Annotated in this window: 28 protein-coding genes; 17 read left to right on the top strand and 11 right to left on the bottom strand. The window is 63.2% G+C overall.

Annotated elements, in window-relative coordinates:
* Positions 1–17 precede the first annotated feature (17 nt).
* From PI87_RS24220 to PI87_RS24210, 4 genes are all read left to right on the top strand, one after another.
* Entirely contained in the window at positions 18–1,190 is a 1,173-nt protein-coding gene (locus PI87_RS24220) for a hypothetical protein (RefSeq protein WP_039600281.1), read from the top strand.
* Between the two features lie 66 nt (positions 1,191–1,256).
* Positions 1,257–2,399 carry a hypothetical protein gene (locus PI87_RS24215; RefSeq protein WP_039600280.1) on the top strand — a complete coding sequence of 381 codons (1,143 nt, stop codon included), beginning with the start codon at positions 1,257–1,259 and terminating at the stop codon, positions 2,397–2,399.
* Between the two features lie 474 nt (positions 2,400–2,873).
* Positions 2,874–3,299: a hypothetical protein gene (locus tag PI87_RS29260; RefSeq protein ID WP_157003227.1), complete on the top strand. Its 426-nt coding sequence runs from the start codon at positions 2,874–2,876 to the stop codon at positions 3,297–3,299.
* Between the two features lie 558 nt (positions 3,300–3,857).
* Positions 3,858–4,964, top strand: coding sequence for a hypothetical protein (locus PI87_RS24210; protein WP_039600279.1), 1,107 nt, complete (start codon positions 3,858–3,860; stop codon positions 4,962–4,964).
* 114 nt (positions 4,965–5,078) lie between these two features.
* Here the strand turns inward: PI87_RS24210 and sctC are convergent, their stop codons facing one another.
* The 10 genes from sctC to PI87_RS24160 form a co-directional block, all read right to left on the bottom strand.
* A complete protein-coding gene (sctC, locus tag PI87_RS24205; protein ID WP_084210082.1) occupies positions 5,079–6,890 on the bottom strand; it encodes a type III secretion system outer membrane ring subunit SctC in 1,812 nt (603 codons plus the stop codon).
* A 67-nt stretch (positions 6,891–6,957) separates the two neighbouring features.
* Entirely contained in the window at positions 6,958–8,394 is a 1,437-nt protein-coding gene (locus tag PI87_RS24200) for a helix-turn-helix transcriptional regulator (RefSeq protein WP_039600277.1), read from the bottom strand.
* Positions 8,395–8,524: 130 nt separating this feature from the next.
* Positions 8,525–9,373 (bottom strand): type III secretion system export apparatus subunit SctT, encoded by an 849-nt coding sequence (gene sctT / locus PI87_RS24195; RefSeq protein ID WP_039600276.1) that lies wholly within the window; start codon positions 9,371–9,373, stop codon positions 8,525–8,527.
* Between the two features lie 21 nt (positions 9,374–9,394).
* Entirely contained in the window at positions 9,395–9,895 is a 501-nt protein-coding gene (locus tag PI87_RS24190) for a type III secretion protein (protein WP_039600275.1), read from the bottom strand.
* The gene (sctN, locus tag PI87_RS24185) at positions 9,892–11,211 is read right to left on the bottom strand and encodes a type III secretion system ATPase SctN (RefSeq protein WP_039600274.1); all 1,320 of its coding nucleotides are present in this window, start codon (positions 11,209–11,211) and stop codon (positions 9,892–9,894) included. The genes PI87_RS24190 and sctN overlap by 4 nt, the downstream gene beginning before the upstream one ends.
* Positions 11,208–11,951 (bottom strand): type III secretion system stator protein SctL, encoded by a 744-nt coding sequence (gene sctL / locus PI87_RS24180; RefSeq protein ID WP_052321732.1) that lies wholly within the window; start codon positions 11,949–11,951, stop codon positions 11,208–11,210. The genes sctN and sctL overlap by 4 nt, the downstream gene beginning before the upstream one ends.
* The gene (locus PI87_RS24175; RefSeq protein ID WP_039600273.1) at positions 11,936–12,574 is read right to left on the bottom strand and encodes a type III secretion protein HrpB4; all 639 of its coding nucleotides are present in this window, start codon (positions 12,572–12,574) and stop codon (positions 11,936–11,938) included. The genes sctL and PI87_RS24175 overlap by 16 nt, the downstream gene beginning before the upstream one ends.
* Positions 12,571–13,383 (bottom strand): type III secretion system inner membrane ring lipoprotein SctJ, encoded by an 813-nt coding sequence (gene sctJ, locus PI87_RS24170; protein WP_442965515.1) that lies wholly within the window; start codon positions 13,381–13,383, stop codon positions 12,571–12,573. The genes PI87_RS24175 and sctJ overlap by 4 nt, the downstream gene beginning before the upstream one ends.
* The gene (locus PI87_RS24165; RefSeq protein ID WP_039600272.1) at positions 13,383–13,775 is read right to left on the bottom strand and encodes a type III secretion protein HrpB2; all 393 of its coding nucleotides are present in this window, start codon (positions 13,773–13,775) and stop codon (positions 13,383–13,385) included. Before PI87_RS24165 ends, sctJ begins: the two co-directional genes overlap by 1 nt.
* A 22-nt stretch (positions 13,776–13,797) precedes the next feature.
* Entirely contained in the window at positions 13,798–14,274 is a 477-nt protein-coding gene (locus PI87_RS24160; protein WP_039600271.1) for an HrpB1 family type III secretion system apparatus protein, read from the bottom strand.
* A gap of 324 nt (positions 14,275–14,598) precedes the next feature.
* On the opposite strand from PI87_RS24160, the gene sctU reads away from it, so the two are divergent.
* The 12 genes from sctU to PI87_RS24100 all read left to right on the top strand — a co-directional run bounded on the left by sctU (position 14,599) and on the right by PI87_RS24100 (position 23,951).
* A complete protein-coding gene (gene sctU / locus PI87_RS24155; protein ID WP_039600270.1) occupies positions 14,599–15,690 on the top strand; it encodes a type III secretion system export apparatus subunit SctU in 1,092 nt (363 codons plus the stop codon).
* A gap of 10 nt (positions 15,691–15,700) precedes the next feature.
* Complete coding sequence (locus tag PI87_RS24150) at positions 15,701–17,713, top strand: FHIPEP family type III secretion protein (protein ID WP_039600269.1); 2,013 nt, start codon at positions 15,701–15,703, stop codon at positions 17,711–17,713.
* Positions 17,714–17,719: 6 nt separating this feature from the next.
* Complete coding sequence (gene sctP, locus PI87_RS24145; protein WP_084210081.1) at positions 17,720–18,328, top strand: type III secretion system protein SctP; 609 nt, start codon at positions 17,720–17,722, stop codon at positions 18,326–18,328.
* Between the two features lie 40 nt (positions 18,329–18,368).
* The gene (gene sctQ / locus PI87_RS24140; protein ID WP_039600267.1) at positions 18,369–19,424 is read left to right on the top strand and encodes a type III secretion system cytoplasmic ring protein SctQ; all 1,056 of its coding nucleotides are present in this window, start codon (positions 18,369–18,371) and stop codon (positions 19,422–19,424) included.
* Positions 19,411–20,061 carry a type III secretion system export apparatus subunit SctR gene (sctR, locus tag PI87_RS24135; RefSeq protein ID WP_039600266.1) on the top strand — a complete coding sequence of 217 codons (651 nt, stop codon included), beginning with the start codon at positions 19,411–19,413 and terminating at the stop codon, positions 20,059–20,061. The genes sctQ and sctR overlap by 14 nt, the downstream gene beginning before the upstream one ends.
* A gap of 10 nt (positions 20,062–20,071) precedes the next feature.
* Positions 20,072–20,332: a type III secretion system export apparatus subunit SctS gene (sctS, locus tag PI87_RS24130; protein WP_039600265.1), complete on the top strand. Its 261-nt coding sequence runs from the start codon at positions 20,072–20,074 to the stop codon at positions 20,330–20,332.
* Positions 20,333–20,341: 9 nt separating this feature from the next.
* A complete protein-coding gene (locus tag PI87_RS24125; protein WP_039600264.1) occupies positions 20,342–21,280 on the top strand; it encodes a hypothetical protein in 939 nt (312 codons plus the stop codon).
* 5 nt (positions 21,281–21,285) lie between these two features.
* Positions 21,286–22,260 carry an HrpD5 family protein gene (gene hrpD5, locus PI87_RS24120; protein ID WP_039600263.1) on the top strand — a complete coding sequence of 325 codons (975 nt, stop codon included), beginning with the start codon at positions 21,286–21,288 and terminating at the stop codon, positions 22,258–22,260.
* A gap of 26 nt (positions 22,261–22,286) precedes the next feature.
* Positions 22,287–22,526, top strand: coding sequence for a hypothetical protein (locus tag PI87_RS24115; protein ID WP_039600262.1), 240 nt, complete (start codon positions 22,287–22,289; stop codon positions 22,524–22,526).
* Between the two features lie 308 nt (positions 22,527–22,834).
* On the top strand, positions 22,835–23,035 hold the full coding sequence (locus PI87_RS24110) for a hypothetical protein (RefSeq protein WP_039600261.1): 201 nt from the start codon (positions 22,835–22,837) through the stop codon (positions 23,033–23,035).
* Between the two features lie 188 nt (positions 23,036–23,223).
* Entirely contained in the window at positions 23,224–23,493 is a 270-nt protein-coding gene (locus PI87_RS29250) for a hypothetical protein (RefSeq protein ID WP_039600260.1), read from the top strand.
* A gap of 2 nt (positions 23,494–23,495) precedes the next feature.
* Positions 23,496–23,951: a CesT family type III secretion system chaperone gene (locus PI87_RS24100; protein WP_039600259.1), complete on the top strand. Its 456-nt coding sequence runs from the start codon at positions 23,496–23,498 to the stop codon at positions 23,949–23,951.
* A 67-nt stretch (positions 23,952–24,018) separates the two neighbouring features.
* Here the strand turns inward: PI87_RS24100 and PI87_RS24095 are convergent, their stop codons facing one another.
* On the bottom strand, positions 24,019–24,843 hold the full coding sequence (locus PI87_RS24095) for a hypothetical protein (protein WP_084210080.1): 825 nt from the start codon (positions 24,841–24,843) through the stop codon (positions 24,019–24,021).
* A gap of 294 nt (positions 24,844–25,137) precedes the next feature.
* On the opposite strand from PI87_RS24095, the gene PI87_RS24090 reads away from it, so the two are divergent.
* Complete coding sequence (locus PI87_RS24090) at positions 25,138–25,539, top strand: hypothetical protein (protein ID WP_052321728.1); 402 nt, start codon at positions 25,138–25,140, stop codon at positions 25,537–25,539.
* The last annotated feature ends 114 nt before the right edge of the window (positions 25,540–25,653 follow it).

Genomic DNA, 25,653 nt, shown 5'->3' with positions numbered 1-25,653 from the left:
CCCTCTTGAGGTGACTCATGAACATGAAGGTCCAAGACAGCGCATCAATCAATATCTCGAACCAGTTCCAGCTCGACCAGCCCAGCCAAAAGGCGAACCAAGCAGAAAACCCGCTGCAACAGCTTGTGCAAGACATCCTGAAGGTACTTGAAGCGATGCTGCGCAATGCCACCGCGCACGGTAGCGGCAATGCGGGTGCGGGCGGTGCCGGAGGCCGTCCGGCTGACGGCGGAGGTGGCCAAGGCCCCGCTTCGGCACAAGGTTCGTCCGGCGACCGGGGGCCGCAAGGCACACAAGGCGCCAACAAGGGCCAGCGAGTGGGTGATGACAACAGCGACTCCAACAGCCAAGACCCGCTGCAGGCGCTCATGCAATTGCTCGAGAAGCTGCTGAAGTACATGCAACTCAGCGACCAACTGCAACACAAGTTCGACACCGGCGAAAGCGGCAAGGGCGTCAGCGGTGCCGGTGGCGCGGGTGGTGCTGGCAGCGGCCAGGGCAATAGTCTGAACGACATGCTGCAGATGCTCGACGAAGTGCTGCAACTGATGCTGCAGCAACTGCAAGGCGATGGTGCTGGCGGTGCGGGTGGCACGGGGAGCGGTGCGGGTGGCGCGGGGAGCAGTGCTGGCGGTGCTGGCGGTGGCTCGGGCGCAATCGGCGGAGACGGCTCCGGCACGACTGGTGGCGATGGCTCTGGCGCAGTCGGCGGAGATGGATCCAGCACGACCAGCACCGATGGCTCCAACTCTACCGATGGCATGAGCAGCACAGGCGGAACCGATGGCACAAACAGCACCGACAGCGCCAACGGCGTATACGGCAGCGCCCAGAACGGCAATGACGCCACGATCGAAAAACTGCTGAATATCCTCGACGAGCTGGTGCAACTGCTCGCCCAGCAACAAGAGCAGCAGATGGTGGGCGGCGACCAAACGCAAGGCGGTGGCGGTGGCGGTGCGAGTGGTGGTGGTGCGGCTTCCGCGGGTGGACCTACCGGCGCCTCGGGCGCATCCAGCACGCCAAACGCTCCGAGTGCGGACGGCACGGACAGCACCGTCAACAACGCCAACAATCCCACGGCCGAGCTGGAAACCATCCTTAAGGACATGATCCAGGTGCTGCAGCAACTGCAGTCTCAAAAGGCCGGCGGCAGTGGTCAGGGGCAGAACCAGGTGCAGAGCGCCTGACACCGAGCCTTTCATCCGGACGGCTCAGGTCGTCCATTTCTGCTTTCTCAAGCAAGGAGACTCAGCATGAGTATCTTCAGCCATATCAAGCATGCCTTTCAGCACCTGGGGCATGACATCGCCAAGATCGGCAAGGGCGTCGCCCACGCGGCCGAAAGCGTGGGCAAGACTCTCGTTCATGACGTCGAGGCCGTTGCCAAGCAAACCCTGGCGATGACCAACGACCTGATCCACATGCGCATCCAGAAAGCGCTGCACGATGCCGTGGGGGTTGGTGAAGCCACGTTCAAGGGCTTGCGCGACCTCAACAAGGCCGGGTTCGACCTAGCCGAAAAATCATTGGAAAACGCCCACCTGAACAAGGGCCTGGACAAAGCGCTGAACAAGGTAGACAAGGCGCGCGACTTCGTGAAAGACATCGAAGATCGCACCGTCAGGAGCATCGGCGACAGCGTCAACGGCGTGACGGACGGCAGCATTGCCGCAGCCAAGGCGGCCGCGCATGGACACGTCGGCGCAGCGTTCAGCAACCTGGCATCGGCCGGTGCCAGCGCACTGCAGATGGCATCCGATCTCACGCCAGAGGGCCTGGCCGCCAACGCCGCGGTGGCTACGCTGCAAAAGACCCATCTGGGCGGCACAGTGGTCGATTCCATGGTCGAAGGTGCACTGACGGGCGGTCGCGGCGGCCTGAAAGAGGCTGCCAAGTTCGCCGCCAAGGCCGAGGTGAGCGTTCAGGTGCAGAACCAACTGGACAAAGTGAGCAACGGCACCCTGCTGCTCGGTGCGGCAGCCGCCGGTGCGGGCGCGGCGGAAGACTTCCACGCCTCACGCAAGGGCCGGCACGCCGCGCCACCCGAAGCCCCGAGCACCGCCACGCAGCACTACACCGTCGAGGGTGAGCACGACGACGCAGGCCGCAAGGGCAAGAAGAAGCACGACGCCGAGGGCGACTCCAGCCACGGCAACGGCAATACCGCCACTCAGCCCAACTCGGCCAATCCCGACCTGCAGAACGCGCTCCTGCAACTGCAGCTTGCGCAACAGCAGTCCGTGCATCAGCGCATGTTGAGCTCCATCAAGTCGAGCGACGACGATGACGACGATGACGACGATGACGTCACGTCCAAGGCGCCCATCTCGGCCCCGCAGGGCTCTGCTTCAAGCGGCGTGAGCATCAGCACGTCGTCGAACAAGAAAGCCGCGTAAATCGCTTTTATCTGCATCATGTCGGCCCTGCGCAATACCGCGCAGGGCCGATCCGCCTGGCACCCCGCTTGCGCAGCGTAGACAACCATAAACGCAGCACGCGCCAGCGCGCGCGCATCGGACTCCATCGCCATGCCCAACGACATCCGCCGGTTCAGCACCCCGACCACGCCTCTTCACACGCAACGGAGCAACGCACAGGTGTCGCCCTATGCGACGCCCCTGCGCGAGGAGCCCACACAGCGGCCACGCCGTAGCGGCCTGCTTGGCTTGTTCGGTTTGCGCCGCTCACGCGCAAGCGCTTCTGCTGAAAACCCTGCAGCGGCGTCGGCACGACCTGCCGTTGGGGTTGCCGCGCCACGCACGGCGACCAGCACGCCACAGCATGCGTATGCCGGACGGACAGGGCACACCGCACCAAATAGCCCACCGCGTGCCGCAATACGAACCACGCAACCGACCACCGACCAACTGATGCGTCAGTTGTTGAACATCGACACCGCCAATCCGCATCAACCTGATGCAGTGCTCGGACGCCAGTTGGTTGCGTGGCGCAGGGCCATGCAGGCAGAAATCGGCCAATACCGCCAAGCCAGTGGCCTCAACACTTACGGCACTACCCCAGCCGAGCATCTCGACACAGCACTCCATCAAATATGGTCAGCTCGACCTTCGCGTGAAGCTCCTAGCCAGACCATCGACCTCGTGACCGCTTCCACGCCACGGCTACCGGACGAGATGTTCGAATTCATTCATCTCAAAGCGATCAGCGTGCTGGATTGCGGCTTGCGTGAGCTGTCGTCACGCATTGGCAACCTGAGCGCGCTGGAAAGCCTGCACCTGACGCACAACCCTGGTCTTGCAACCCTACCTGTAGAAGTGGCAACCTGCGTCACCTGAAGCATCTGACCCTCACGGATACCGGCGTCAGTGCGTTGCCCTCAATGGCACGACTGACCCGATTGGAGCGTCTTGCCGTTCATGGTTCTCCCCTTGCATCGCTTCCCGCCGATTTGTCCGCAGCGCGCCGCCTGCAAGCATTGTCACTCTCGGGAATCGAGCTCAGCGCTTTGCCCGAAAACATTGGCCAGCTCGGCAGGTTGAAGGAACTGGTGTTGAGCAGAAATGCGCAGTTGGCTTCTGTACCGGCCTCCATCGGCCAACTATCCCGCCTGGAACGCCTGGACCTGAGCAAGTGCCCCAACATCCGCTCGCTACCTGCGTCCGTCGGCCAACTGGCCGCGCTGAAAAAGCTCAATCTGACCGATTGCCCGGGCCTGACGGAGTTACCGGAATCGATCGGCAACCTGCCCAATCTGGACCGCGTTGACCTAAGCGGCTGCACCAATTTACGCAGCGTGCCGACATCGCTTCGCAATCCGCGCCCCGGGCTGCGGGTCGTGCTGCCTCCGCATTTGCACCTTCCCGTGAACGCCCGGGTCATAGGTCTGGGCCCGAATGCTGGCGCCGCGCACGCCTTCGCCAATACGCCTCAATCAGCCAGCAGCCGCAACGGGCGGCGCTGCGGCACAGGCACTTGCGAGCGCCAACCCACCCGCAGCGGCATTCGCCAACCTCCAGGCCGAAATGCGCAGTGCCCTCGAAGCGTTGCAAGGCAGCATGGAAACGCCGCACTATCGCCGGCTCCAGTCAGATCTCGCGAAACTACCCGCAGACTGGCAGAAGAAGCTAGCGCCACATATCGACGCACCCGATGTCCAGAAAATGGCGCGCTGGTTTTCGGACCAGGCACGCTCGACGCGCCGCGCGACCAACATTGATGCGCGCCTGAACGACATCATCCACGCCATCACGGCCCCGACGCCGCAGGCCGAAAGCCTGCGCAACAGCGTGAGCGGGCAGTTCTTGACGACCCAGCACTTCACGCTGGACGAGGTAGAAGGCGCCTTCTTTGCACATCAGGTGCGCTCTGGTGCGATGGATGCCGATGCTGCCATGAAAAAGGGCTTGGAACTGGCGGCCTGGACGGAACCCCATCTACCAGGCAGAGAGAACTATCTGCAAAACTGGCAGGCGCTGCATGCCTCGGCCATTGAGCACGATCCGATCGGCATTGTCTTGAATGCGCACTTCGAACGCGAGGTAGACAAGCTCAATGACCAACTCTTCCATAGTGCAGGCTCTCGTTCCGGCATCATGACCGACGCCGCATTCCAGAACGCGCCGATAGACATCAACACCCAGCGCGACGGTTGGTTGAAGCCGCTTCACAAGCGCATCGCCAATCAGTGGCTACATCCGAAATATGCGCAGACTGTCGCAGCGGCCTCAGCGCGCGCCTTGCCTACCATCAAGCAGGCATTGGAGGTCGATGCGAATGCGGTGCTGGATGCCATTGCGGCGGACCCTGTGATTCAACAGAGTGAAAAAGCCGCAAAGGATGCCTATGCCTCCCAAGCGCGGCACCGAGATCCGATTGCGCGAGCGACTGCTCGAGCGGAGGTGGATACCGGGTATGTGATCACCGTGACTGCCCGCTATCGGACCCTGGCAGAATCGGTTCTGAAGAACGCTGCCGGCGCAAGTGCTTCCACGTCGCATTGAACGTCCTGGAGGTGTCAGCCCCGGCAGCATCGCCTGCCGAGGCTTAACCATTTCGTGCGCTCCAACACAAATGCCCCCAGACAGCGAGGCATTTATGTCTCAACACCGCGCGCGCTACAGTGCAACCACCCGCGGCGTCAGCAGAAAGAGCCTCTGAAACCGCTGCCCCGTCGTCTGGTCATGGCGGAACAACGCACCCAGCACCGGAATCTTCGACAGCCCCGGCACGGCATCCACGCCCTTGCTCTGCTGGTCCACCGAATAGCCTGCAATCAGCAGGCTCTCCCCTTCGTTGATCAGCGCCTGCGTGCTGATCTCGCTCTTATTGACCACAGGCAGGTTGCCGACCAGTTGGTTGGTGATCTGTCCATCTTCGATGTGGATGTTCAGGCGGATGCGCGAGGTGCCGCCGTCCGTCACTACCATCGGCAACACCCGCAATGAAACCCCCGCCGAGATGTTGTACAGATCCGCCGATTGGTAGCCTGCCACCGGCACGTAGAAGTTCTGCTTGCTGTCCATCACCGCCTCAGTATTGTCGAGTGTGGCCACCTTGGGACTGGCGGTGATGCGCGCCTGGTTGGTTTGCTGCAGCGCGCTGATGCGCGCCATCAGGTAACGTGACGCGCCGCCGATCACCGCCGTCAACACGCCCCCGGTTGGCGTGGCCGCAATGGTCGCTGCTGCATTCGCCGTGGTCGACACAGCATCGAGCGAGTCGGGGTTGGTGAGTTGTGTGTTAGTGCCGTAGCCCGTTTGCAGGTCGACGTGGCTGTTGTGCAGGCGCCAGTCGACGCCCAGATCTTCCAGTGCGCTCTCGCTGATCTCGATGATACTGGCGCTGATCTCCAGCACAGCCGGACGCGTGTCCAACGATTCGATCAACGATTGGTGTGCAGCCATGCGGTCGGCTCGGTCGCGCACCAGCACGGAGTTGCTGCGGGGATCGGCATGGATGATGGGCGCACTGCCGCCATCATCCTGAAATGCGTCGGCACGGCCTCGAGTATCGGCGCCAGGCAACGGCGCCGCATTGCCGCCGCCAGAGTACTGGCCGACACCTCCGGCGGGCAGCGGTGCCTTGCCGGCGCGATCGTAGCTGTTGCCGCTTAAGCCGGACAGCGCACGCGTACCGCCACGGCCGGCGTTGGGCTCGCCGGGGGCTACGCTGTCTACGCGGCGGTCGCCTCCAGCCTGTGTACGCTCTGTACTCGGCGCGTTGTTAGCATACATGCTGTTCAGGATCGACGCGACTCCGCGAATTGTCACGCTTTGCCCGTCCACTACCATGGTGTGATCGGTGGCCCAGGCGTACCGCAGCGGGAACGTGCGCACCACGGTACGGTTCGCGTCTTCCCGGCCACGATCGATCAGGCGGGCGATGTCCTGCACCAATTCCACCAGACGCGGCGGGCCAGACACGACCACGCTGCCTGTCTCTTCGTCATACAGTACCGGGAAGCGCGGGTCGGTCACGCCCAGACGCGTGAGCGCCCGCTTGACCTGTGCGGTGGAAGCCCGTTGCAGCGCAATGGTGGCACTCTGCGCTTCGTTGGCGCCCGTAACGCGCAGCACTGCGCCGTCGTAGTACCACGCAAAGCCGAACGTGGCGGCCATGCGGTCCAGAAACTTCTGCGGGGCTTCGTTGAAGTTGCCCGTTACGCTGCCCTCAACCTGCGGCGAGATCCACGTCATCACATGTTGGCTTGCGCCCAAGTCGCGCAAGACGTCTTTCACGTCCTTGCGGTCGGCCGCATATTCAAACCTTTGCGACTGCCACGGGATCACGGCCGCCGCGGCGCTGCCTGCCAGCGACAGCACAGCGACAACCACCCCCATCACATGCAAGAACGCTGGCACGCCAAACAAGCGCCGGCACTCAGCCGGCGCGCCGCCGCTCCGGCTCGTATTTCGAGTCAGATGCATATTGCACTCCGTGAAAACAAGAAAGACAGGCCTCACGCATGCATGCATACGTCGGCCAGCGAGAGGCTCAGCGCCAGATGGTTTCGGAGGGCGCTTCGTTGAACTGCTTGCGGTAACCCTTGACCAGCGCCGAGCGGCTGCGGATGCCCCAGCGCGACGCGGTATCGATGATGTTCGACGGCCCCCGCCCCTCGTCCAGCAAGTCCGAGCGGATGCCTTCCAAGCGCAGCCGGCGGATCACCGAGCTGGGCGACATGCCCACTGCGTTCTTGAACGCAAGTTGCAGCGCACGCTCGGTCACGTTGATATGCGCGGCTACCTCACGCGTGGTCAGGTCGCTGCGCTCGATGTTGTCGATGATGTAGTGGTAGGCGCGGCGATACTTTGCAGACAGCCGTGCGCTCACGTCGTCAGAAGCGCGCGAGGCAGCTGGCGTGCTCTGCGTGACGCGGCGCACCCCGGGCGATTCCGTGCGCAGGCAGCGCAGCGCGTCCTGCATATAGGCGGTGTAGTACTTGAGCGCACCGGCGGCATCGCCACGCTGCGCGGCCACCTTGGCGCGGCAGTAGAGGTAGTCGAAGTTCCAGCGGCGTGCGCCGAACGAGGTGTCCCGGTTGCAGATCTGGTCGAACACCTTGCTCGCCACGTCATGCTGCTCGCCGCTGAGTGCAGCCAGCACCACCTCCACCTTGGTCTGCATCAGCAATCGGCTGCCCATGCGACGCGACTGGCCCATGGTCGCCATGAGCGGATCGATGGAGGTGCGATCCCCGTCGGCCATGCGGCGCAGCAGGCTGAGGTATTCAGCGCGGCGCTGGATCATTACTGGCAACATTGCATCAGCTGCGTCGTTGCCGGCCCATCCGCCACGGCCTCCGTGGTGGCGCAGCACTGCGGCCCCCACCTCAGCTGATTGCCAGAACGCATGTTCGAGCAAGCGGTTGGAGCAGCGGATGCCCGCCTGCACCGCAAACTCATAGACGATGAGGTCGAGCGTGGCAAGCCAGCCTGCGTCATTGTGCTCACTGGCCACGGCGCGGGCCGATTGCAGTGCTTCGTCAGCCGCATCCTGCTGGCCAAGCTGGTGATGCACAAGGGCCAGCCCCATCATGCCTTCAATGCGCTGTTGCGGCGTCGCACCGTCGTCTTCGGCCATGCGCGAGAAGCAGCCCGCCGCAGCGGAATAACGATCACGCAGCAGCGATTGCCAACCCGTGTTGCGGCAAGACACCACGCGCAGTTGATCGTCGGAATGGCGGATCAGCCGTTGGGCGGTGCGGTATGCCTCTTCGGCGTCTTCATCGCACTCCAGCAGCATCGACGCGTCTGCCATGGCCAGCACGCCGGCATAGTCGCCCGCATCCTTGCCTTGCTGGCCGCCGTGATGATCGACCAATTGATACGCCCGATCGAAATCCTCCGCGAAGACGGCCTTCGCATAGTCAGGCAGATTCTCTCGCGTTGCGAGTCCGGAGGCCAAGGCAAAATAGATGTTTCCCAGCATGTCGATGTTCCCTTGTCAGGTCGTAGCAGCCGGCGAATTGCTGACCGCTTGATGTCGGATTGCTCAGGACATCCTAAGAAATTACAGCCGCTACAATCTCAACAAAGCTACGTCGCGCGCTGAACAATCCTCACTGCGAAGTTTTCGGTTTTGACGACGTGCCGTCGCCCACCAATCCGTCCTTCACTCGCTGCAGCAACTGGCTGTAGGTGAGCGTGTCGCGCACCTGGCTGGACATGGCCACCACCAGCGCGGTCACCATGAGAATGGCTACTACGCCCTTGATGGGCTGGCCGAGGGACGCGGGCTCCAGCTTGTCGGCGGCGCGCGAAAGCAAGCCGATGCCTGCGTCGATGAGGAAGAGCGTCATCATCACGGGCGCCGCAAGCTTGACCGCCGTGGAGAAGATCGAATCGGTCTGCTGCAGCAGAAAGCTCTGCGCCACAGCACTCATGTCTGGCAACGTCGCACCGAGCGGCCACCAGCGAAACGAATCGAACACGACCCCCAGCAGAAACAGCATGCCGCCTGCCGCATAGAACAAGGTAACCGCCAGATTGAGGAGCGTATTGCTGATGGGGGTATTTTGATCACCGCGCAGCGGGTTGCTCATCTGCACGTTGTTGAAGCCTGCCATGTTGTCGATGATGGTGCCGGCAGTCTGCGCCACCCAGAACACCGTAGACGCGGCATAGCCCAGGCACGCTCCCAGGAATATCTCCTTGCCGGCAAGCAGGAACCACTTGGCTGCGCTCAGTTGATCCGCCACGCTGGGCGGTTGGGCCACCGCCACGATGATAGCGAGCGTGTACACCACACCGTTGCGCGCCATGCCCGGCAGCATCTGGTCGCTGGTAGCCGGCAGGATGGCGAAGATCGTCATGATGCGCACGCACGACAGCGCGAGCAGTGCAAGGATGACCTCCGCGCTTTCATCAACGGCAAACCAGGCATGCAGGACGGTATCGATGGATTCCATATGAATGCGTGAATGTCGTCGTCAAACGGATGCCTGCAGGTGGCGCGCCCGAGCGAGGAGCGCTTCCACGGCCTCTTCCTCGGTGGCGAGCTCGCGCTCGGTGGCATCTTGCTGGTCAATTCGCTCGGCGGTCTTGCGGCATTGCTCCAGCATGGCATCCAGCCGCGCCAGGGCTTGCCGGCGTGCTTGCAGTTCGGCCTCACGTTCGGCAACGGCAGCGTGCGCGGCCGCGACGGCCCGTTCGGCTTGCATGACCATATTGTCAAGCTCGCCCCGAAAGGCGTCGTAGCGCAGATAGGCATCGGCCAGCAGCACTGGGGCGGCAATCAATGCGTCCGTGCGGCTCACGTGAGCGCGCAAACGGTCGTGTGCGCGCTCACAGGCGCGCACACGATCTTGCAGCGCAGCCAGGGCATCAGCCACAGCCTGCTGCGCCGCATTGATCTCGGTTTCCACACGGCGGCGCTGGCGCGTCTTGGCTTCGATCAACGTGTGCCACACGTGCGAGCGCTTGCGCGTCATGCCTGCGCCACCTCGTCAAGCAGTCTTGCCGTCTCGTCAGGGCTGCACCACTCGTCGGTGCGCTGGCGCAGGAAGTCTTCCATCCAACCGTTCCATTGCACCGCCGCGTCAGCCACCGCATCGCTTCCTTCCTTGTACTCGCCCATCTGCAGCAGCGTCGCCACCTCGTTGTACTTGGCAAGCAACTGACGCATGCGCCCGGCAGCGGCGCAATGGTCCGGCGGCGCCACCTGCGTCATCACGCGACTCAGGCTGTTCAGGATGTCAATGGCCGGATAGCGGTTGCGCGCGGCAATGTCGCGTGACAGGATCAAATGCCCATCCAGAATACCGCGCACCTCTTCGGCCACGGGGTCACTGCCGGATTCGTCTTCGGCCAGGACGGTGTAGAGCGCGGTGATAGAACCTGTAGCGCTCATGCCGGCACGCTCCAGCAAGCGCGGCAGTTCAGCAAACACCGATGGCGGAAAGCCGCGCCGCGTAGGCGGCTCGCCGGCAGCAAGGCCGATCTCGCGCTGGGCGCGCGCAAAACGCGTGAGTGAGTCCATCATCAGCAGCACGCGCAAGCCCTGGTCGCGAAAGTACTCCGCGATGGCCGTGCCGACGTGCGCCGCCTTGGCGCGCTCTACCGAAGAACGGTCCGACGTGGCGCACACCAGCACCGAGCGGCGCATGCCCTCCTCGCCGAGGATCTGCTCGATGAACTCGCGCACCTCACGACCGCGTTCACCAATCAGCACGATCACGTTGACGTCGCAATCTGTGCCGCGCGCCAGCATGCCGAGCAAGGTGCTCTTGCCCACGCCGGCCGGCGCGAAGATGCCCATGCGCTGGCCTTCGGCCAAGGTTGCCAAACCGTCAATGACGCGCACGCCGGTGGCGAGTGGTAGCTCGACCAACCGGCGCGACATCGGGTCGGGCGCCTGCGCAAACACCGGCACGTAGCCGTACACATCCAGCGGCGGCCCGCCATCGGCCGGACGGCCCAACCCGTCGAGCACGCGCCCCAGCAAGCCGGGGCCGATGCCAACGGAAAGCGTGCGCCCGCTCGGCACCACGCGGGTCGAGCGCGACAGGCCCACCACACCGCCAAACGGCGCCAGCAGCGCAAAGTGTTCGCTAAAGCCGACGACCTCGCCCTGCTGCAGTTCGGTACCATCGGGCGTGGTCAGCGTGCACAGTTCGCCCAGCTTGACGTCGACGCCGCCCACGCGCAGCAAGGTGCCGGTGACTTCCACCACCTTGCCAAAACGCTGGACGGTCGCCACGCTGCGGATGGCCTCGTCCATAGCGTCGATCAGCGCGGTTTTGGTCATGCCTCGTCCTCGTCGAATGCGTCTTCGTTGTTGGCATAGGCTGCGCTCGGCACCGCCAACTCGGCAGGTGGCCGGCGTGGGCTAGACAGCGCCTGCCGCAACGCGGCCAGTTGCACATGGAGGCTCGCATCGGCAACGCCGTGGTCCCACTCGCACTGACACTGTCCGGGCTCGGCCCGATCATCGGCCAGCACTTCAACAGCGGCGTTAAGCGTGCCGGCTTGGACGGCCTTGGCAAACGCCGCGCGGGCTGGCTCGATCTCATCTGCGCACACGCGTACCGTCAGCCGTGACTGGCTTTGCAGCACGCGGCCAAGCGTAGCGGCCACGCGGGCGAACAATGCTTGCCGGTCGGTTTCCAGGACCACCTGCTCTACCGCCTGCATGACGGTCGTTGCAAGGCGATTTTCTTCGCGGCGGGTTGCTTGCGCATCGTCAAAGGCGCGCGCGACCATCGACGCGTGGAAGTCTTCCAACGCGCGACGCTGGCCTGCAGCGTAGCCCAGCTTGGCGCTGCGTTGCGCGCGCAGTTCGGCATGGTGAAGCATCTCGTTCGCAGTTGCCTGGGCCTGGGCCACGATGGCCTCGGCCTGAGCGCGGGCATCTGCCATGGCGGCGTCGCGGGCCCCCTCTACGGCTTGCCAAGCAGCATCCAACTCCACCACCCGCCGGTAGTCTTCGGCGCGAATCACATCCGAGCCGATTCCGAGTGCGGAATCGTGCCTCAGCCAAATAACCATGACAACTCCGGAAAGAGGATGGGCAGCGCCGCCATGAAGGGAGCTGTCAGCGCGCCGAAAATCGGGGTACTTGCGCATACAGGCAGCGGCACTTGGATGCCGATCGTCAATTGCATCAGTTGCGCCAGTGACGGGTCCGTCACACTGCCTTCGGCAATCAATGCCTGCAGACCAGCTTGAGCCAGTTGTGGCACGTCGAGCGCTGGAAGCGGGCCGCCCGCATCCTGTGCCCAATGCTCGCGTGCGGTCAGTCCCGAAAGCGCGGGCAGGCCCAACACGGCGGCCAAGCCGGACAGGTAAGCACCGTCAATGCATCGCGCAAGCGCGCCGCGCCTGGCGTAGAACGCGCGAGCGGCCAGCACGCGATGGAGGTCTTCCGGACCGAGGACCGCGAGCCGGTGTGCATGCGCGAGCAATGTCGGCAAGCCCACCTGCCGCACGCCCAGTACCGTACAGACTTGCCGCCAATCCTTGGCCAATTGCACTGGCAGATCGTGCGCATTTGCTGCCCAGGTCGAGGTATCCAGCGCGCAGGGGAGCCCGCGCAGCCGCTCCTGATAGGCGTGCAGCATGCGCAGGATCATGATGGAGGCAGGGTCTGGCGCCGCGCTCGTACGACTCATGCTGTTGCGCGCTTCTTCCAGCGTGCCGGGAGCTTGGCTTCCAAACCGGTGCGTGCCGCATCAAGCCGCGTGCGCACGGCCGACAGCCTCGTCGCTGTGCGCCACAGCATCAGCATTGCGGCCAACGCCCCCGCCATGGCGCCGAGCGTGCCCCACGATACGCCGGCCGGTACGCGACTTGTGACACTCACCGTTGCGGACACATCCGCGGTGCCAGGCACCAACGTCACGCTCACGTTTTCGTAGGTCAGGCCCTCCACGCTGTGCACAACCAGGTTCTTGATGCTGGGCACGAGCGACGCCACGTTAGCGTTGGGCCGATATTTGATGAACACCGAAGCACTGGAAGGTTTGACCACTGTAGCGAGCGGGTCGTTGTTCGGCAGCACGATCTGCACGTTTGCCACCGCCACACCGTCAATGCGCGACAAGGTCTGTGACAACTGCTGTGATACGCCGTAGATAAAACGAACGCGCTCTTCCGTAGGGGTGGAGATCAACCCGTCCTTCTTGAAGATGTCACCCAGGCTGGCGTACTTCTCATGCGGCAGGCCGTGACTGTGCAGCACCTCCATCGCACGCGCAAACGCATCCTGGTCGACCATCACGGCCCAGGTCTTGCCATCGTCGGGGGAGTTCTTCTGCGTGTCGATGCCGGCTTGCAGCAGGACGGTCAGCATGTCGTTGGCATCGGACTCGCTCAACTGCGCGAAGAGCTGCTTGTTGCAGCCGGCCAGCATGGCGCTAAGCACAAGCAATAACGTCAGCGCCCCGTGCCGCATGCGGCGGGATGAAAGATCGGCACGCATCATTGGTTCCGCATCAGGGTCTGCACAGCGTTCTTACCAGAATGCGCGATGGTGCTGCCCAGTTGGATCTTGGTCATGGTGGCGGCGCACTCCATCTGCAGGCGCACGCCTTCGGCCACCACTTCCTGCATCGACATGCCGCGCTCCGCTTCAGTCATGGCCTCCACGCGCGCCATCGTGGCCTGCACGGCGGCATCCTCCTTCTTGACCAGTTCTCCAATGGCGGATGGTCCCTTGGGGTGATGCTGGCTATGCTTGGCGCTCTGCAGCAGCGACTCGAAGCGCGCGACGAGTTCAGGTGCCGGTGCCGGCACCACGGCTTCGCCCGGGGTAGTGCCGGTAACAGGCGTGCTGGCGCTAACAGGCGCGATGGCGGTCGGACCTTGGATCATGATGGGCTCCCGGAGACGAGGGTTAGACGCGCGTGAAGTAATGCGAGCTGTGGTAGACACTCATGTCCACCGCTTCAACTGCGGGGGGTACCTCGCTTACACCGGCATTCAATTCTTCCTGAACGCCGATCAGCGTACGCACGAGCGCCACCGAATCGGGGTCTTCATCACGTGCGAGCACCTCGTTAGCGTAGACGTGCCATTCCTGGTCACCCAGTGCGTTCAGGCAAAGCGCCATCATGGCTGAGGCAAACGGCACCACGCTCTCTGCACGTTGGCCGTTGTGCAACTCGCGCAGGATGCGCGCAGCATCGGCGTACTGGTGGTGGCCCACCAGCAGCCAGCCTTCCACCAGGTCAAGCTCGCGGAAATTTGGGCGCAGCGTGCGTAATGCGGTCAGCAACGACTGCGCGTTGTCGAACTGGCCGCTACGGGTGGCGTACATCAGGACTTCCAGCAGCCCGCCCAGGAGGCGGTTGCTGCATTGAATCGGTTCCATATCGCGGGGTTCTCCATATCAGGACAAGTCAGCACCGGCTTAGATGAGAAACCGGCCAAACTCGGGTGGAACCATAAACGCCGGCATGCACCAAGCCGGCCAGCCGGGCCGAAAAAGAACGCCCCGCCGCGAAGTCCGATCCGTAAGCCGCGTCTGTGACCCGCCAGTCGGTCCGGCTTTCGCTCCGGATTCCGGTTCAGCTTTCGGGCTGGCGCACTACGCTTCGTGCGCAGCGCAAAGGCATGCGGCTCGCCTCGGCACAATTCGACCCATCGCCACGGCCGTGTGTGCCGGGCCTCCTCCGTCGACAGCCAGGGCCGAACCATGTCGGACGAAAAAACCGAGCAGCCCACAAACAAGAAACTCAAAGACGCGCACAAGGACGGCGAAACCGCCAAGAGCGCCGACCTGACCGCCGCCGTTGTACTGCTGACGGGCTGTCTGCTACTGGTCATGACGGCCTCGCTGCTGGGCGAGCGATGGCGGGCGCTGGTCGATCTTGCGCTGGATGTAGATGGAAGCCGACACCCTGCAATGACGCTCAAGCAGACCATCGGTCACGTCGCACTGCAGCTCGCATTGATGACGCTACCGGTAAGCCTCGTCTTTGCTCTGGCCGCATGGATTGCCACCTGGGGGCAGACCGGAATCGTGGTGTCGACCAAGCCGCTGGAGCTCAAGATGAGCGCCATCAACCCCGCATCGGGCCTCAAGCGGATCTTCTCCATGCGCTCGATGATCGATCTGCTCAAGATGCTGGTGAAGGCGCTGGCAGTTGGGGCCGCTCTATGGAAGTTGGTCCTGATGCTGCTGCCGACCATTGTCGGCACTCCTTATCAGCCGATCTTGGACATCGCGCAGATCGGCATGTCGATGCTGGTGAAGCTGCTGGGCGCCGGCGGCCTGCTCTTCCTACTGCTGGGTGCAATGGATTTCGGCATCCAGCGCTGGCTGTTCATACGCGATCACCGCATGAGCAAGGACGAAGTCAAGCGCGAACACAAGAACAGCGAAGGCGATCCTCGCATCAAAGGCCAGCGTAAGCAGATCGCGCGCCAGATGGTGGACGAGGCCAAGCCGGAGCAAACCGTGGCGGGTGCGCAGGCCGTGATCGTCAACCCCACGCACTACGCGGTGGCGATCCACTACGCGCCCGAGGAATACGGGTTGCCGCGCATCACCGCCAAGGGCATCGACGAAGAGGCGCTCAAGCTGCGCGAAGAGGCCCAGGCGCTGGGCATTCCTATCATCGGCAACCCGCCGCTTGCACGCGCCCTGTATCTCGTGAAGCTGAACGACCCCGTGCCAGAAGCACTGTTTGAAACCGTGGCCGAAGTGCTGGCCTGGGTAGGCGAGATTGGCACCACGGAGCCCGGCGCCAGACACGCAGGCCCCACTCTTTCAACCTTGAACTGAGGCTACCAATATGGCCAAGGGATCCGCTGTCTCCGAATTCAGCGGCGAAATCGGCATCGCCGCGCTTGTGGTCGCCGTCATCGCGTTGATGGTGCTGCCATTGCCCACCATCCTCATAGACTCGCTTTTGGGGCTGAACATCACGCTTTCGGTCGTGCTGCTGATGGTGACGATGTACATCCCGGCAGCAACGTCGCTGTCGGCGTTTCCGTCTTTGCTGCTGTTCACCACACTGCTTCGGTTGTCGCTGAACATCGCCTCCACCAAGTCCATCCTGTTGCATGCGGATGCTGGCCACATCATCGAGAGCTTCGGCAAGCTGGTGGTGGGCGGCAATCTGGTGGTGGGGATGGTGGTGTTCCTGATCATCACCACGGTGCAGTTCATTGTGATTGCCAAGGGGTCGGAACGCGTGGCGGAGGTTGGCGCTCGCTTCACGCTCGACGCCATGCCCGGCAAGCAGATGAGCATCGATGCTGACCTCCGTGCCGGCCACATGAGTGCCGATGAAGCACGCCGGCGCCGCGCGCTGCTGGCAATGGAAAGCCAACTGCACGGCGGCATGGATGGCGCCATGAAGTTCGTCAAGGGCGACGCAATTGCGGGGCTCGTCATCACGCTCGTCAACATCTTGGCCGGCATCGTGATCGGCATCACATATCACGGCATGACCGCTGGCGAGGCCGCGAACCGCTTTGCTGTGCTGTCGATTGGCGATGCAATGGTGTCGCAGATCCCCTCGCTGCTGATCTCCGTCGCGGCCGGCGTGATGATCACCCGCGTGTCGGACGATGATCACGGCACCAAGCCGAGCTCGCTCGGCAAGGAGATCGTGCGCCAGCTCTCCACCAGTGCGCGCGCCATGTTCACCGCCAGCGCACTGCTGGCCGGCTTCGCGCTGGTGCCGGGGTTTCCGTCGTTTCTGTTTGTTGCGCTGGCAACGGTAGTGTTTGGCTTTGGCTACACGCTGCGCAAGCGCCTGAACAAGGGCAGCACAGTGGATTCGGAAACCCTGCCTGCCCTGCTGCGCGAAGGCTCGAAGGACAAGGCACCCACCATCGCCGACAAGGCCCCCTCCTTTACGGCGCCCTTGGGTGTGCGGCTTGGCACGCGGCTTGCTGAAGGCCTGGACATCCCCAAGCTCGATGCGGCATTCCAGCGGGGTCGCTATGCGCTTGCGGAAGAGCTTGGCCTGCCGTTTCCGGGCATCGCCGTGTGGAAAAGCATCACACAGCCCGAGGATGCGTACGAGGTGCTGGTGCATGACATTCCGGGCGAGATGGTGACCGTGCCGGAAGGCCGCGTGTCGGTGCCAGCGCTGCCGGCGCCGCTCCGTGCGCTGGCGCCGGCAGTACCTAGCGCTCCGCTGCACGCCGAGCAGGTAATCGTCGATCACGTTGTGCACGTGCTGCGCAAGAACGCGCATCTGTTCATCGGCCTGCAGGAAACCCAGTGGATCATGGAACGTGTGACCACCGAGTACCCGGGCCTGGTGACGGAAGCGCAGAAAGCCGTGCCCGCCCAACGCATGGCGGATGTGCTGCGCCGTCTGCTGGAAGAGCAGGTGCCGATTCGCAACATGCGCGCCATTCTGGAAAGCCTCGTGATCTGGGGACCAAAGGAGAAAGACACACTGATGCTGGTCGAGTACGTGCGCGGCGATCTCGGCCGGCAGATCGCGCACCAGGCCACCAGCGGCTCACGCAAGATGCCCGCCATCCTGCTGGACCCATCTGTGGAACAAACCGTACGCCAAGCAATCAAGCCCACGCCGGCGGGCAACTTCCTGACGCTGGACCCGCAGCAAGTCAACTCCATCGTCACACAGCTTGAACACATGAGCGGGAACGCGCCGCAATCGGCAGCAGCCCCGGTTGGCGCGCTGGCCATCGTCACCTCGATGGACATCCGCCGCTATGTCCGCCGCATGATCGAACCGCGCCTGCAGACGCTAAACGTGTATTCGTTCCAGGAACTGGGCGCGTACGTTGATCTACAGCCGGTCGGCAAGCTCACGCTGTAAGCGGCCATGACCACATCTGTGCGCCTATGGCGGGCGCCGCCCACCCCACCCCCGATCCAAACGGGCGCACCAGGTCGACGCGCAATCGCACCATGCAGCGTCGATGCGCGCCCGGGCCTACCGGTTGAGCTCAACGCAGCCGACCGTTCCCCTTGGGTAGTGGCGGAGGGATATGGCGACTCCGCGCACGAAGACTCGCCTGATCACGAGCCCGCCACGCACGAGCACACGGATGCTCAACCCGAGGATACGGCGCCCGAGAACTCGGCTACGCAGCATACCTCGGCCATGGCCAACCACTTGGTCCGCACGTGCTCCGAGATCAGTGCGGGGAACACCGTCACCGAACACCTTGCGCAATTGCTTTCTAAGTTCTGCGGCTCGCGTGTCGTCAGGGCCGCCGGCGAGTGCTGGGAGCTCACACTGAATCTGGACCCGCGCGTCCTGCCCGATACGCGGCTCACGCTGCAACTTTCGCCCCACACGCTATGGCTTCGCTTCCATGCCGGACACCCCAGAGCACGCGACTTACTCTTCGAACATGGCGATGCGCTGCGCCAACGCATCTACGTTTTGCTGGCGCAGTGCATCGATGTGGAACTCGAAGTGTGGTAGCCGACATCACGCCCAACCCGATACCTCGCGCCGACTCGCTATGAACACCGCGCTCACGCCATCCCCGCTCGATGCGCATCTGCGTGCGTTCACGCCGGCCCAGGCTGCGCTGACGCGGCTGATCGGCACGCCATTCCCAGGCAGCAATGCCAATCATTGGCACCTGCACCTTGCCGAGCGCGCCGCGCCGATCCAAGCGCCGCTGCGCTTGACCCTCGATTCGTCGCTATGTGTGGCCGATGTCGTTGTCGACGGTGCGAATCACCCAGCGCTGCACGCCATCGCCCAAGAAACCGACGAGGCACGCCGCACGGCCCTGGCCGGGCTCTGGCTTGCGCCAATGCTCGATGGTTTGTCTGCTGCCGGCCTGAACGATGCGGTATTGACTGCGTTGGTGCCAGAGCACGTTGGTGCGCCACCGCGCTTCAGCGCTGGGCTACCGATGCGTCTTGAGGGGCCGCATGGCGATATGGCTTGCCGCATCGCTGCGCTTGACTGGCGTGCCGCGCCGCCGGCGCCACCAGTGGCCGACGGGACAATTGTCCTCGCACAACTCGGCACGGTGGCCCTGCCCACAGGCATCCGCATCGCCAGCCGTCGATGCGCCGCCAACACGCTCTCCTCGCTGGCACTAGGCGACGTGCTCCTCGGCTGGAGCGGCAATGCCTACCAGTTGCAAAGGGACGAAGGCACCGTGCACTTGACATTCGGTGATGGGCGCCAGCCGCGCTTCATCACCCATGCTCACTACAAGGAAGGAACCATGACGATTCTCGATATCCCCGTGCTCGCAGACAACGATGCGCCCACAGCAGACGAGATTGCATACGCGAGTTCCAGCGAAACCGCAGACGGCATTGCGGTGGGCGGGTTGGAAGTGCCCGTGCATCTTGAGCTGGCCGTGATGAGCCTGCCGCTGGCCGAGCTCGCCGCGCTGGCGCCGGGCCACGTCCTGCAACTGCCGGTCTTGCTGCGCCATGCCACCGTCCGGTTGGTCTGCCATGGGCAAACGCTCGGCCACGGCCAACTCGTGGCGGTGGGCGAACACCTTGGCCTGCAAATCTCGGCGATGAGTGCCCGCCATGCAGAACATTGAGTTCGCCTCGCTCATCATCGCGGCGGTGGCCATTGCGCTGCTGCCCTTTGCCGCAATGGTGGTCACCTCCTACACCAAGATCGTGGTGGTGCTCGGCCTGTTGCGCAATGCGCTGGGCGTGCAGCAGGTGCCACCCAGCATGGTGCTCAACGGCATCGCCATGATCGTGTCGTGCTTTGTGATGGCGCCAGTCGGCATGGAGGCCATGCAGCGCGCGCACATGCAGCTCAATGAATCCAGCGCGAGCGTGAGCCAGGTCATGCCGCTGCTCGACGCTGCACGCGAGCCCTTCCGGCTGTTCCTGGACAAGCACACGAACGCGCGCGAGAAAGCATTCTTCATGCGCTCCGCGCAGCAACTGTGGCCCGCAGCCAAGGCGGCGCAACTCAAGGAGGACGACCTCATCGTCCTCGCTCCCGCGTTCACCTTGACCGAACTGACGTCAGCATTCCGCATAGGCTTCCTGCTATATCTGGTCTTCATCGTGATCGACCTGGTGATCGCCAACCTGCTGATGGCGCTGGGCTTGTCGCAGGTCACGCCCAGCAACATTGCCATTCCGTTCAAGCTGCTGCTGTTCGTGGTCATGGACGGTTGGTCAGTGCTGATTCACGGATTGGTCAACACCTATCGCTAAAGGCGCCGTCATGGACTACGACAACATCACCCAGGTGACCAGCACGGCACTCATGCTCTGCCTGCTAGTATCGTTGCCCGCCGTGGCGGTGTCGGCCATCGCCGGGTTGCTCATCTCATTCGTCCAGGCCGTCACCTCACTGCAGGACAGCAGCATCTCGCATGGGCTCAAGCTGATCATCGTGTCGGTTGTGATCGTGGTGGCTGCACCTTGGGGGGCGGCGTCGATCCTGCAGTTCGGCAACACGGTCTTGCAGTCGCTCTTCCAGTAGGGGCGTGTCATGACACGAATCTCCGCCGCGTCGTCGGGCCTCTATCCGCCTCTTGATCCCGTGCAGACGCAGCCTTCCGTCTCAGTCCCTCCCCACCACCCCAGGCGCCATCGGCATGGTGTGCATGGGCACGATCACGAACTTGCGGAGCAACAGCTCGAAGCACAGTCGCACCACCACAAGCATCTGGCACAGCTGGCCAAACGCGTGCGTCGGCCACGCACCGGCAAGCGCAGCGGCGCGGGTTCACCAGAAGAGCCCATCACCGACAACGCGTTTGAAGAGCTGCTGCTCATGCTGGAAGAGCACGCAAAAAGGGTGGCGCCACTGGTGATCGGTGTGGCCCAGCAGCACAGCCAGAATGACGGCGAAGACGACCAGGCCCGAGACCAACGCAGCATGCAAGGCCGGCGATCCCTGCTGATGCACTACCTGCAGGAGCCGGCGGCCGAGCGGCCATCGGTTCAGCCCGGCAAGCCTGTGCGGATTGACCCAGGCACGGACGTGGCCGCTGGGATACGGCCTGAAATGCAATCGTTAGCGTATCAACGGCTTGAGCAGGAATTGCTGGCCGTGCGGCATGCTATGCAGACAGGGCACCCGATGCCTCTGCGCATGGCGTTTGACATCGTGCGCCAGTACCTGAAGACGGCCCCGCTGGAAGGCGCGCCCTCCACGCTGCAAGCCGTGAAGGAACGCCTGCTGGCTACCACCACAAACACCACCCTGCGGCCCACCGCCATCGGTCCACTGACTGATCGCGAAAAGACGTTCAACCAGCTCTTCCCGCTGCTCCTGCTGAGTGCTTCGCGCCCGCGCACCCGTCGGGAATACGGCGAATGCGTTGCGCGCGGCAGCGCCGTCTCACGCCGCTGGACGGTAGATATCTGGTCTTACTGCGCGGGGCTCGGCCTGGCGCTGCCCCCGCTTCCTGATTCCACCATGTAATCACCATGAACAAACACATTCGCGTGTTGGCAGGCGCGCACGCTGGTGCCTGCCTCGATCTGACACCGGGCCACTGGATGGTCGGCAGCGGGCCAGAGGCCAGCATCCGAATTGCCGACTGGACCGCCGACGCGCTTTCCCTGCGTGTTGATACCGAGAAAGGCATCCTGATCGAATCAGACGATGGTGATCTCGCCTGGGAAGACCTGTCACCGCGCCGTTTTGGAGACGTCATTCTCTGCGTGGGCCCTGTTGGCGAGACTTGGCCCAGCGATCTGGCACTGCTGCAGCGCGTGCTGTCGTCCTTGCCAGCCATCACCAGTCATCATGGTGCTGCGCCTGCGGAGTCCCCAACGGCAGATGCGCGCGCTGCGGCGCGCCCTCGTGCACGCAAGGGATGGATGGGCGTAGCGGCGGTCGCACTGCTGACGCCCTGCGCACTGCTCCTGGCCTCGACACGCGAAACCCCGCAGGCAGCGCGCGCGCAGGAGCCGGCGCTACCGCCCCTGATCGAGCGCATACGCGCCTGCCTGGCGCAGCACCACATCGATGGATTGCAGATCGAGCAGCGCGACACCAACATCACCGTGCACGGCATCGTCGGCTCCGCGGCCGAAGAGTTGGCCACGCTGCGCGACCTGCGCACGGTGTCGCCGGAAACCCATACCGACTTATCGATCGCGCCGGAGATTGTCGAGAACCTGCGCGAATCGCTGCAGGAACCAGGGTTGCGCATTGCATATCTGGGTGACAACCGGTTTTCGATTGCCGGCGCCGCCTCGCATCCGGAGCGCGTACGCGCCACCGCCGAGCATGTGCGCAGCGACCTCGGCAGCAACATCAAGGACATCGTCCTGGACGTCACGCAGGCGCGCGCACGCGACGCCAAGACCGATGCCACATCCGCCCTCTCGGTCGATGAACTGCGCTACGTCGAGAGCTCGGACGGCACCAAAGACTTTCTCGCTGCTCAGCACTAACTTTCCTCACTCGTCTGGAGACGCACATGTTTGATCAATTCACGCTCGACATCATCGATACGTTTGACGGCATTCAAGCCTTTGTCCGGCGCGAGGGTGACAAGGATTTCGACCCGCTGCGTAAGGCCGTCGAAGCCCTCCAGCAGACCGCCACGGACATGGAGCAACGCGCCATCCGCGCCACCAATGCCGCCTCGCGCGAGCAATTCCGCTTGCTGGCGCAAGGCTTTGCCGCTGCAGCGGATGCCTGCGGCCAGGTCAGTTGATCACGCCGTCCACGGCGTGTTGGCTGGGGAACGGTACCGTGCCGTTCCCCTTTTTGTTTGCATGCGCGGCGCATCTACGTATGAACCGCGTGAGACCAGACAACAACAGCCAGCACACTTCGCTAGTCGACATCACCTTTCGCCTTCTACCCAACAACGCACGCTGCTCTACGCCATCATAGACACACGGCGAACACAACAACTGCAGGTTCGCCGAACCGAATCGACGACATCCTTCCTCTGGGCTGTTGTTGAAAACCCCGGCTCTCACCCGAGACCACCTACTCACCACCATACAGGAGTTTGCAATGTCCGCTCTGACCACCGCCTCGACCGCCGGCAACCTGGCCGCTGATGCTTCGTACACCTCGCAAATGGAAGGCGTCACTAAGGAAGGCGAGGCCGATATGCTCGAGGCTGCCAAGCTGCAAAACGAACTGAACCGCACCAACATGTACGCCAAGATCCTGGAAGCGGGCCCGAAGGCCGCCAAGGACCTGATCTCGTAATGATCGGTTCGCGACGGCGCAGCCTGCACCGTCAACGTTCGGAAACGGGGCCGCGCCGTTTCCGAACGGTTTTTTTTGGAGGGGATGTTCGCGCGCACCCCTTCTCCTCCTGTCGTGCCTCTCTCGGCCTGTTGCCTCACGTGAACGCCGTCACACCGGATCCTGTTCTGAAAAAAAAAGGACCTGCCATGACGCCTCTCGGCCCGACGACCTTCCCCAACTCAGTGGCAGACTCCCGGAAAACCTCGTCCGTCACACCTGCGCCATCCACCGCATGGCTAGCCAATCGGCTCCCCGACGTAACCACCGATTGCCCCACACAACTCGAAAGCATCACCGCAGCCGGCCGGACCGACATGTTGCTCGCTGCCCGGCTTGAAGATGCGCTCAACCGCGAACAAGCCCTCGCCAAGCTACTCGAAGCTGGCCCGAAGGCCGCCAAGGACCTGCTCGTCTGAACATGACCACCGAACGCCGCGATGTGCTCATCCGCGACATGTGCTCCCATCTGGAGATTCCGGATGCCGACGCGATCATCGCTACCGGCAGGCTCACAGTGGAAGGGTTCGAAGTCATCATCGACGCCGTTGAAGAAGACACCGAGGCGTTCTATCTGAATTTCGACTACGGCATCGTCACTGGTGGGCGCACGCTGCGCGTGTTCCGCCTGATGCTGGAGGCGAACCTCACCATCTACGCGCAAGATCATGCGCAACTTGGGCTCGACGGTGATACAGGCGGGATCATACTGATCGTGCGCGTGGCCTACGACCCAGATCTGGACGGCGAACAACTAGCGGAACTGCTTAGCCACTATGCCGAGCACGGCCGCTACTGGCGCAACAACATCCTGCAGACCACGGACGATATGTTTGAGAGTCTCGCGAACGGCACCTACGTGTGGATCCGCGCCTGATGCACGCCCACACAGCGCAGTGAGAACTGCCGGCGCGCCCGCAAGGCACGCTGGCTAACGTATTCCACTACAGAGCCAACACACTCCCCTGCTGATGCGGATTGACCCTTCTCAAGCCGTCGATCCAATCGGCAGTCGGCAAGCCCAGCGTCGATTGCAACGTCTCGGCGCGGGCCTGCAGCATTGCCCACTCGACCGAGATGGGCGGGCCGTTAAATGCCAGTGCAACGGTGTTCTCCACCATCGAAACCGGAAAGATCAGCACGCGGTAATCAAACGCGCGGCAGATCCGTTCGATGTTGCGCGCAAAGTCGTCGTTCGAACAATGCAGATTGATGGCCATCACACCCGGCGCGCGCAGCACGTTGCGACACGCGCGGTAAAACGCCTCCGACTGCAAAACCGGGCTGCCATCGTGAGCGCCGTCGTACACGTCCACCTGCAGAGCATCGACCGCGCCGTGGTGCACGGGGTCCATCACCCAATCCAGTGCGTCCTGTGCGAGCACCTGCAACCGATGGTCGTCGGGCGGCAGGTCAAACAGATTGCGTGCCGCTTCGATGACCAACGGGTTGAGCTCAACGGCTGTCACGCGTGCGTGCGGCAGCTTGCGATAGCTGAAGCGGGTCAACGAGCCCGGGCCCAGCCCCAATTGCACAACACGGGGTTCCGGCAGTTGCGCCGGCTCCAGAAACAGCAGCCACGCCATCATCTGCTGCACATAGGGCAACAGCAGGCGATCCGGCTCCGACACCAGGATCGCACCCTGGGTGCAACGTTCCGCCCCCGCAAAGTGCAGGAAGCGAACGCCGTCGTGCTCTGAATGGCTGACAGGTGTGTATGAAGGTGCTAGCGCGCCGACGCGGCCGACGGAGCTTTCGTTGGGTGTCATGGATGGGGAGAAAGAAGCGTTTGTCTAAGCGGTATACACAAGCGAGGCTGTGCACGGTCCGAGGCTGCCATACTGCGCGGCAAGAATATGCCGGAGCTTCGTTTCTGCAGACAGCGCATCGCAGTTTCTCAGCAACTCACGCGATTGAGCGATCGCTCGGCTTCGTGCGCCCCATGACCGCTTCGTGAACGCGCACGCCCGTCATCGCGCATCGGCGTACGCTCGCGGCACTAAATGCGAAAGGTGCGCGCTGCAGCCATGCGTAGGCTCCATCGGCATCGTCAACTCAACACCATGTCCGCCTCACGCACGCCGCATCTTCCACACACAAGCATTCCCCGGCTTCGTGCCGACGATCCGGACACCTTTACCGCTACCCCCATCCGAATCGGGGCCTATCAACTGTGGTTCAGCTGCGATGCGGCCGCCCCGTCCGATCGCGTGACGGTCTGCATCGATCTTGGCGAGCCGCCCGATATCTGCCTGGATGATGCCCTGCACGTAATGCTGGGCCTGTGCCTGCATCTGCCAGCGTCTTTGCGGGGCACCGTGGCACAACATCCGCACACTGACCAGCTGATCTATCGCTTCGCCTATCCGCTGCACGACGACCCGTCAGGCGCACGATTGGTCGAGGCCCTGGCCACGCTAGCCGCCGCCACTGCAACCTCAGCCGCGAGGTGGGCAATGCACTGACCCTGTGCGCGCCCGTTTCGCCGCAGTGGCAATCGATTCGCACTGCGTGTCAAGCTGTCATGCATCCAAGTCAAAGTGGTGCCTCAATCCATCATGTCCGGTGCTTGACCGTTC

The sequence above is a fragment of the Ralstonia sp. A12 genome (assembly GCF_000801955.1).
In the GTDB taxonomy this organism is placed as follows: domain Bacteria; phylum Pseudomonadota; class Gammaproteobacteria; order Burkholderiales; family Burkholderiaceae; genus Ralstonia.
This window is presented reverse-complemented; position numbering and strand designations above follow the sequence as displayed.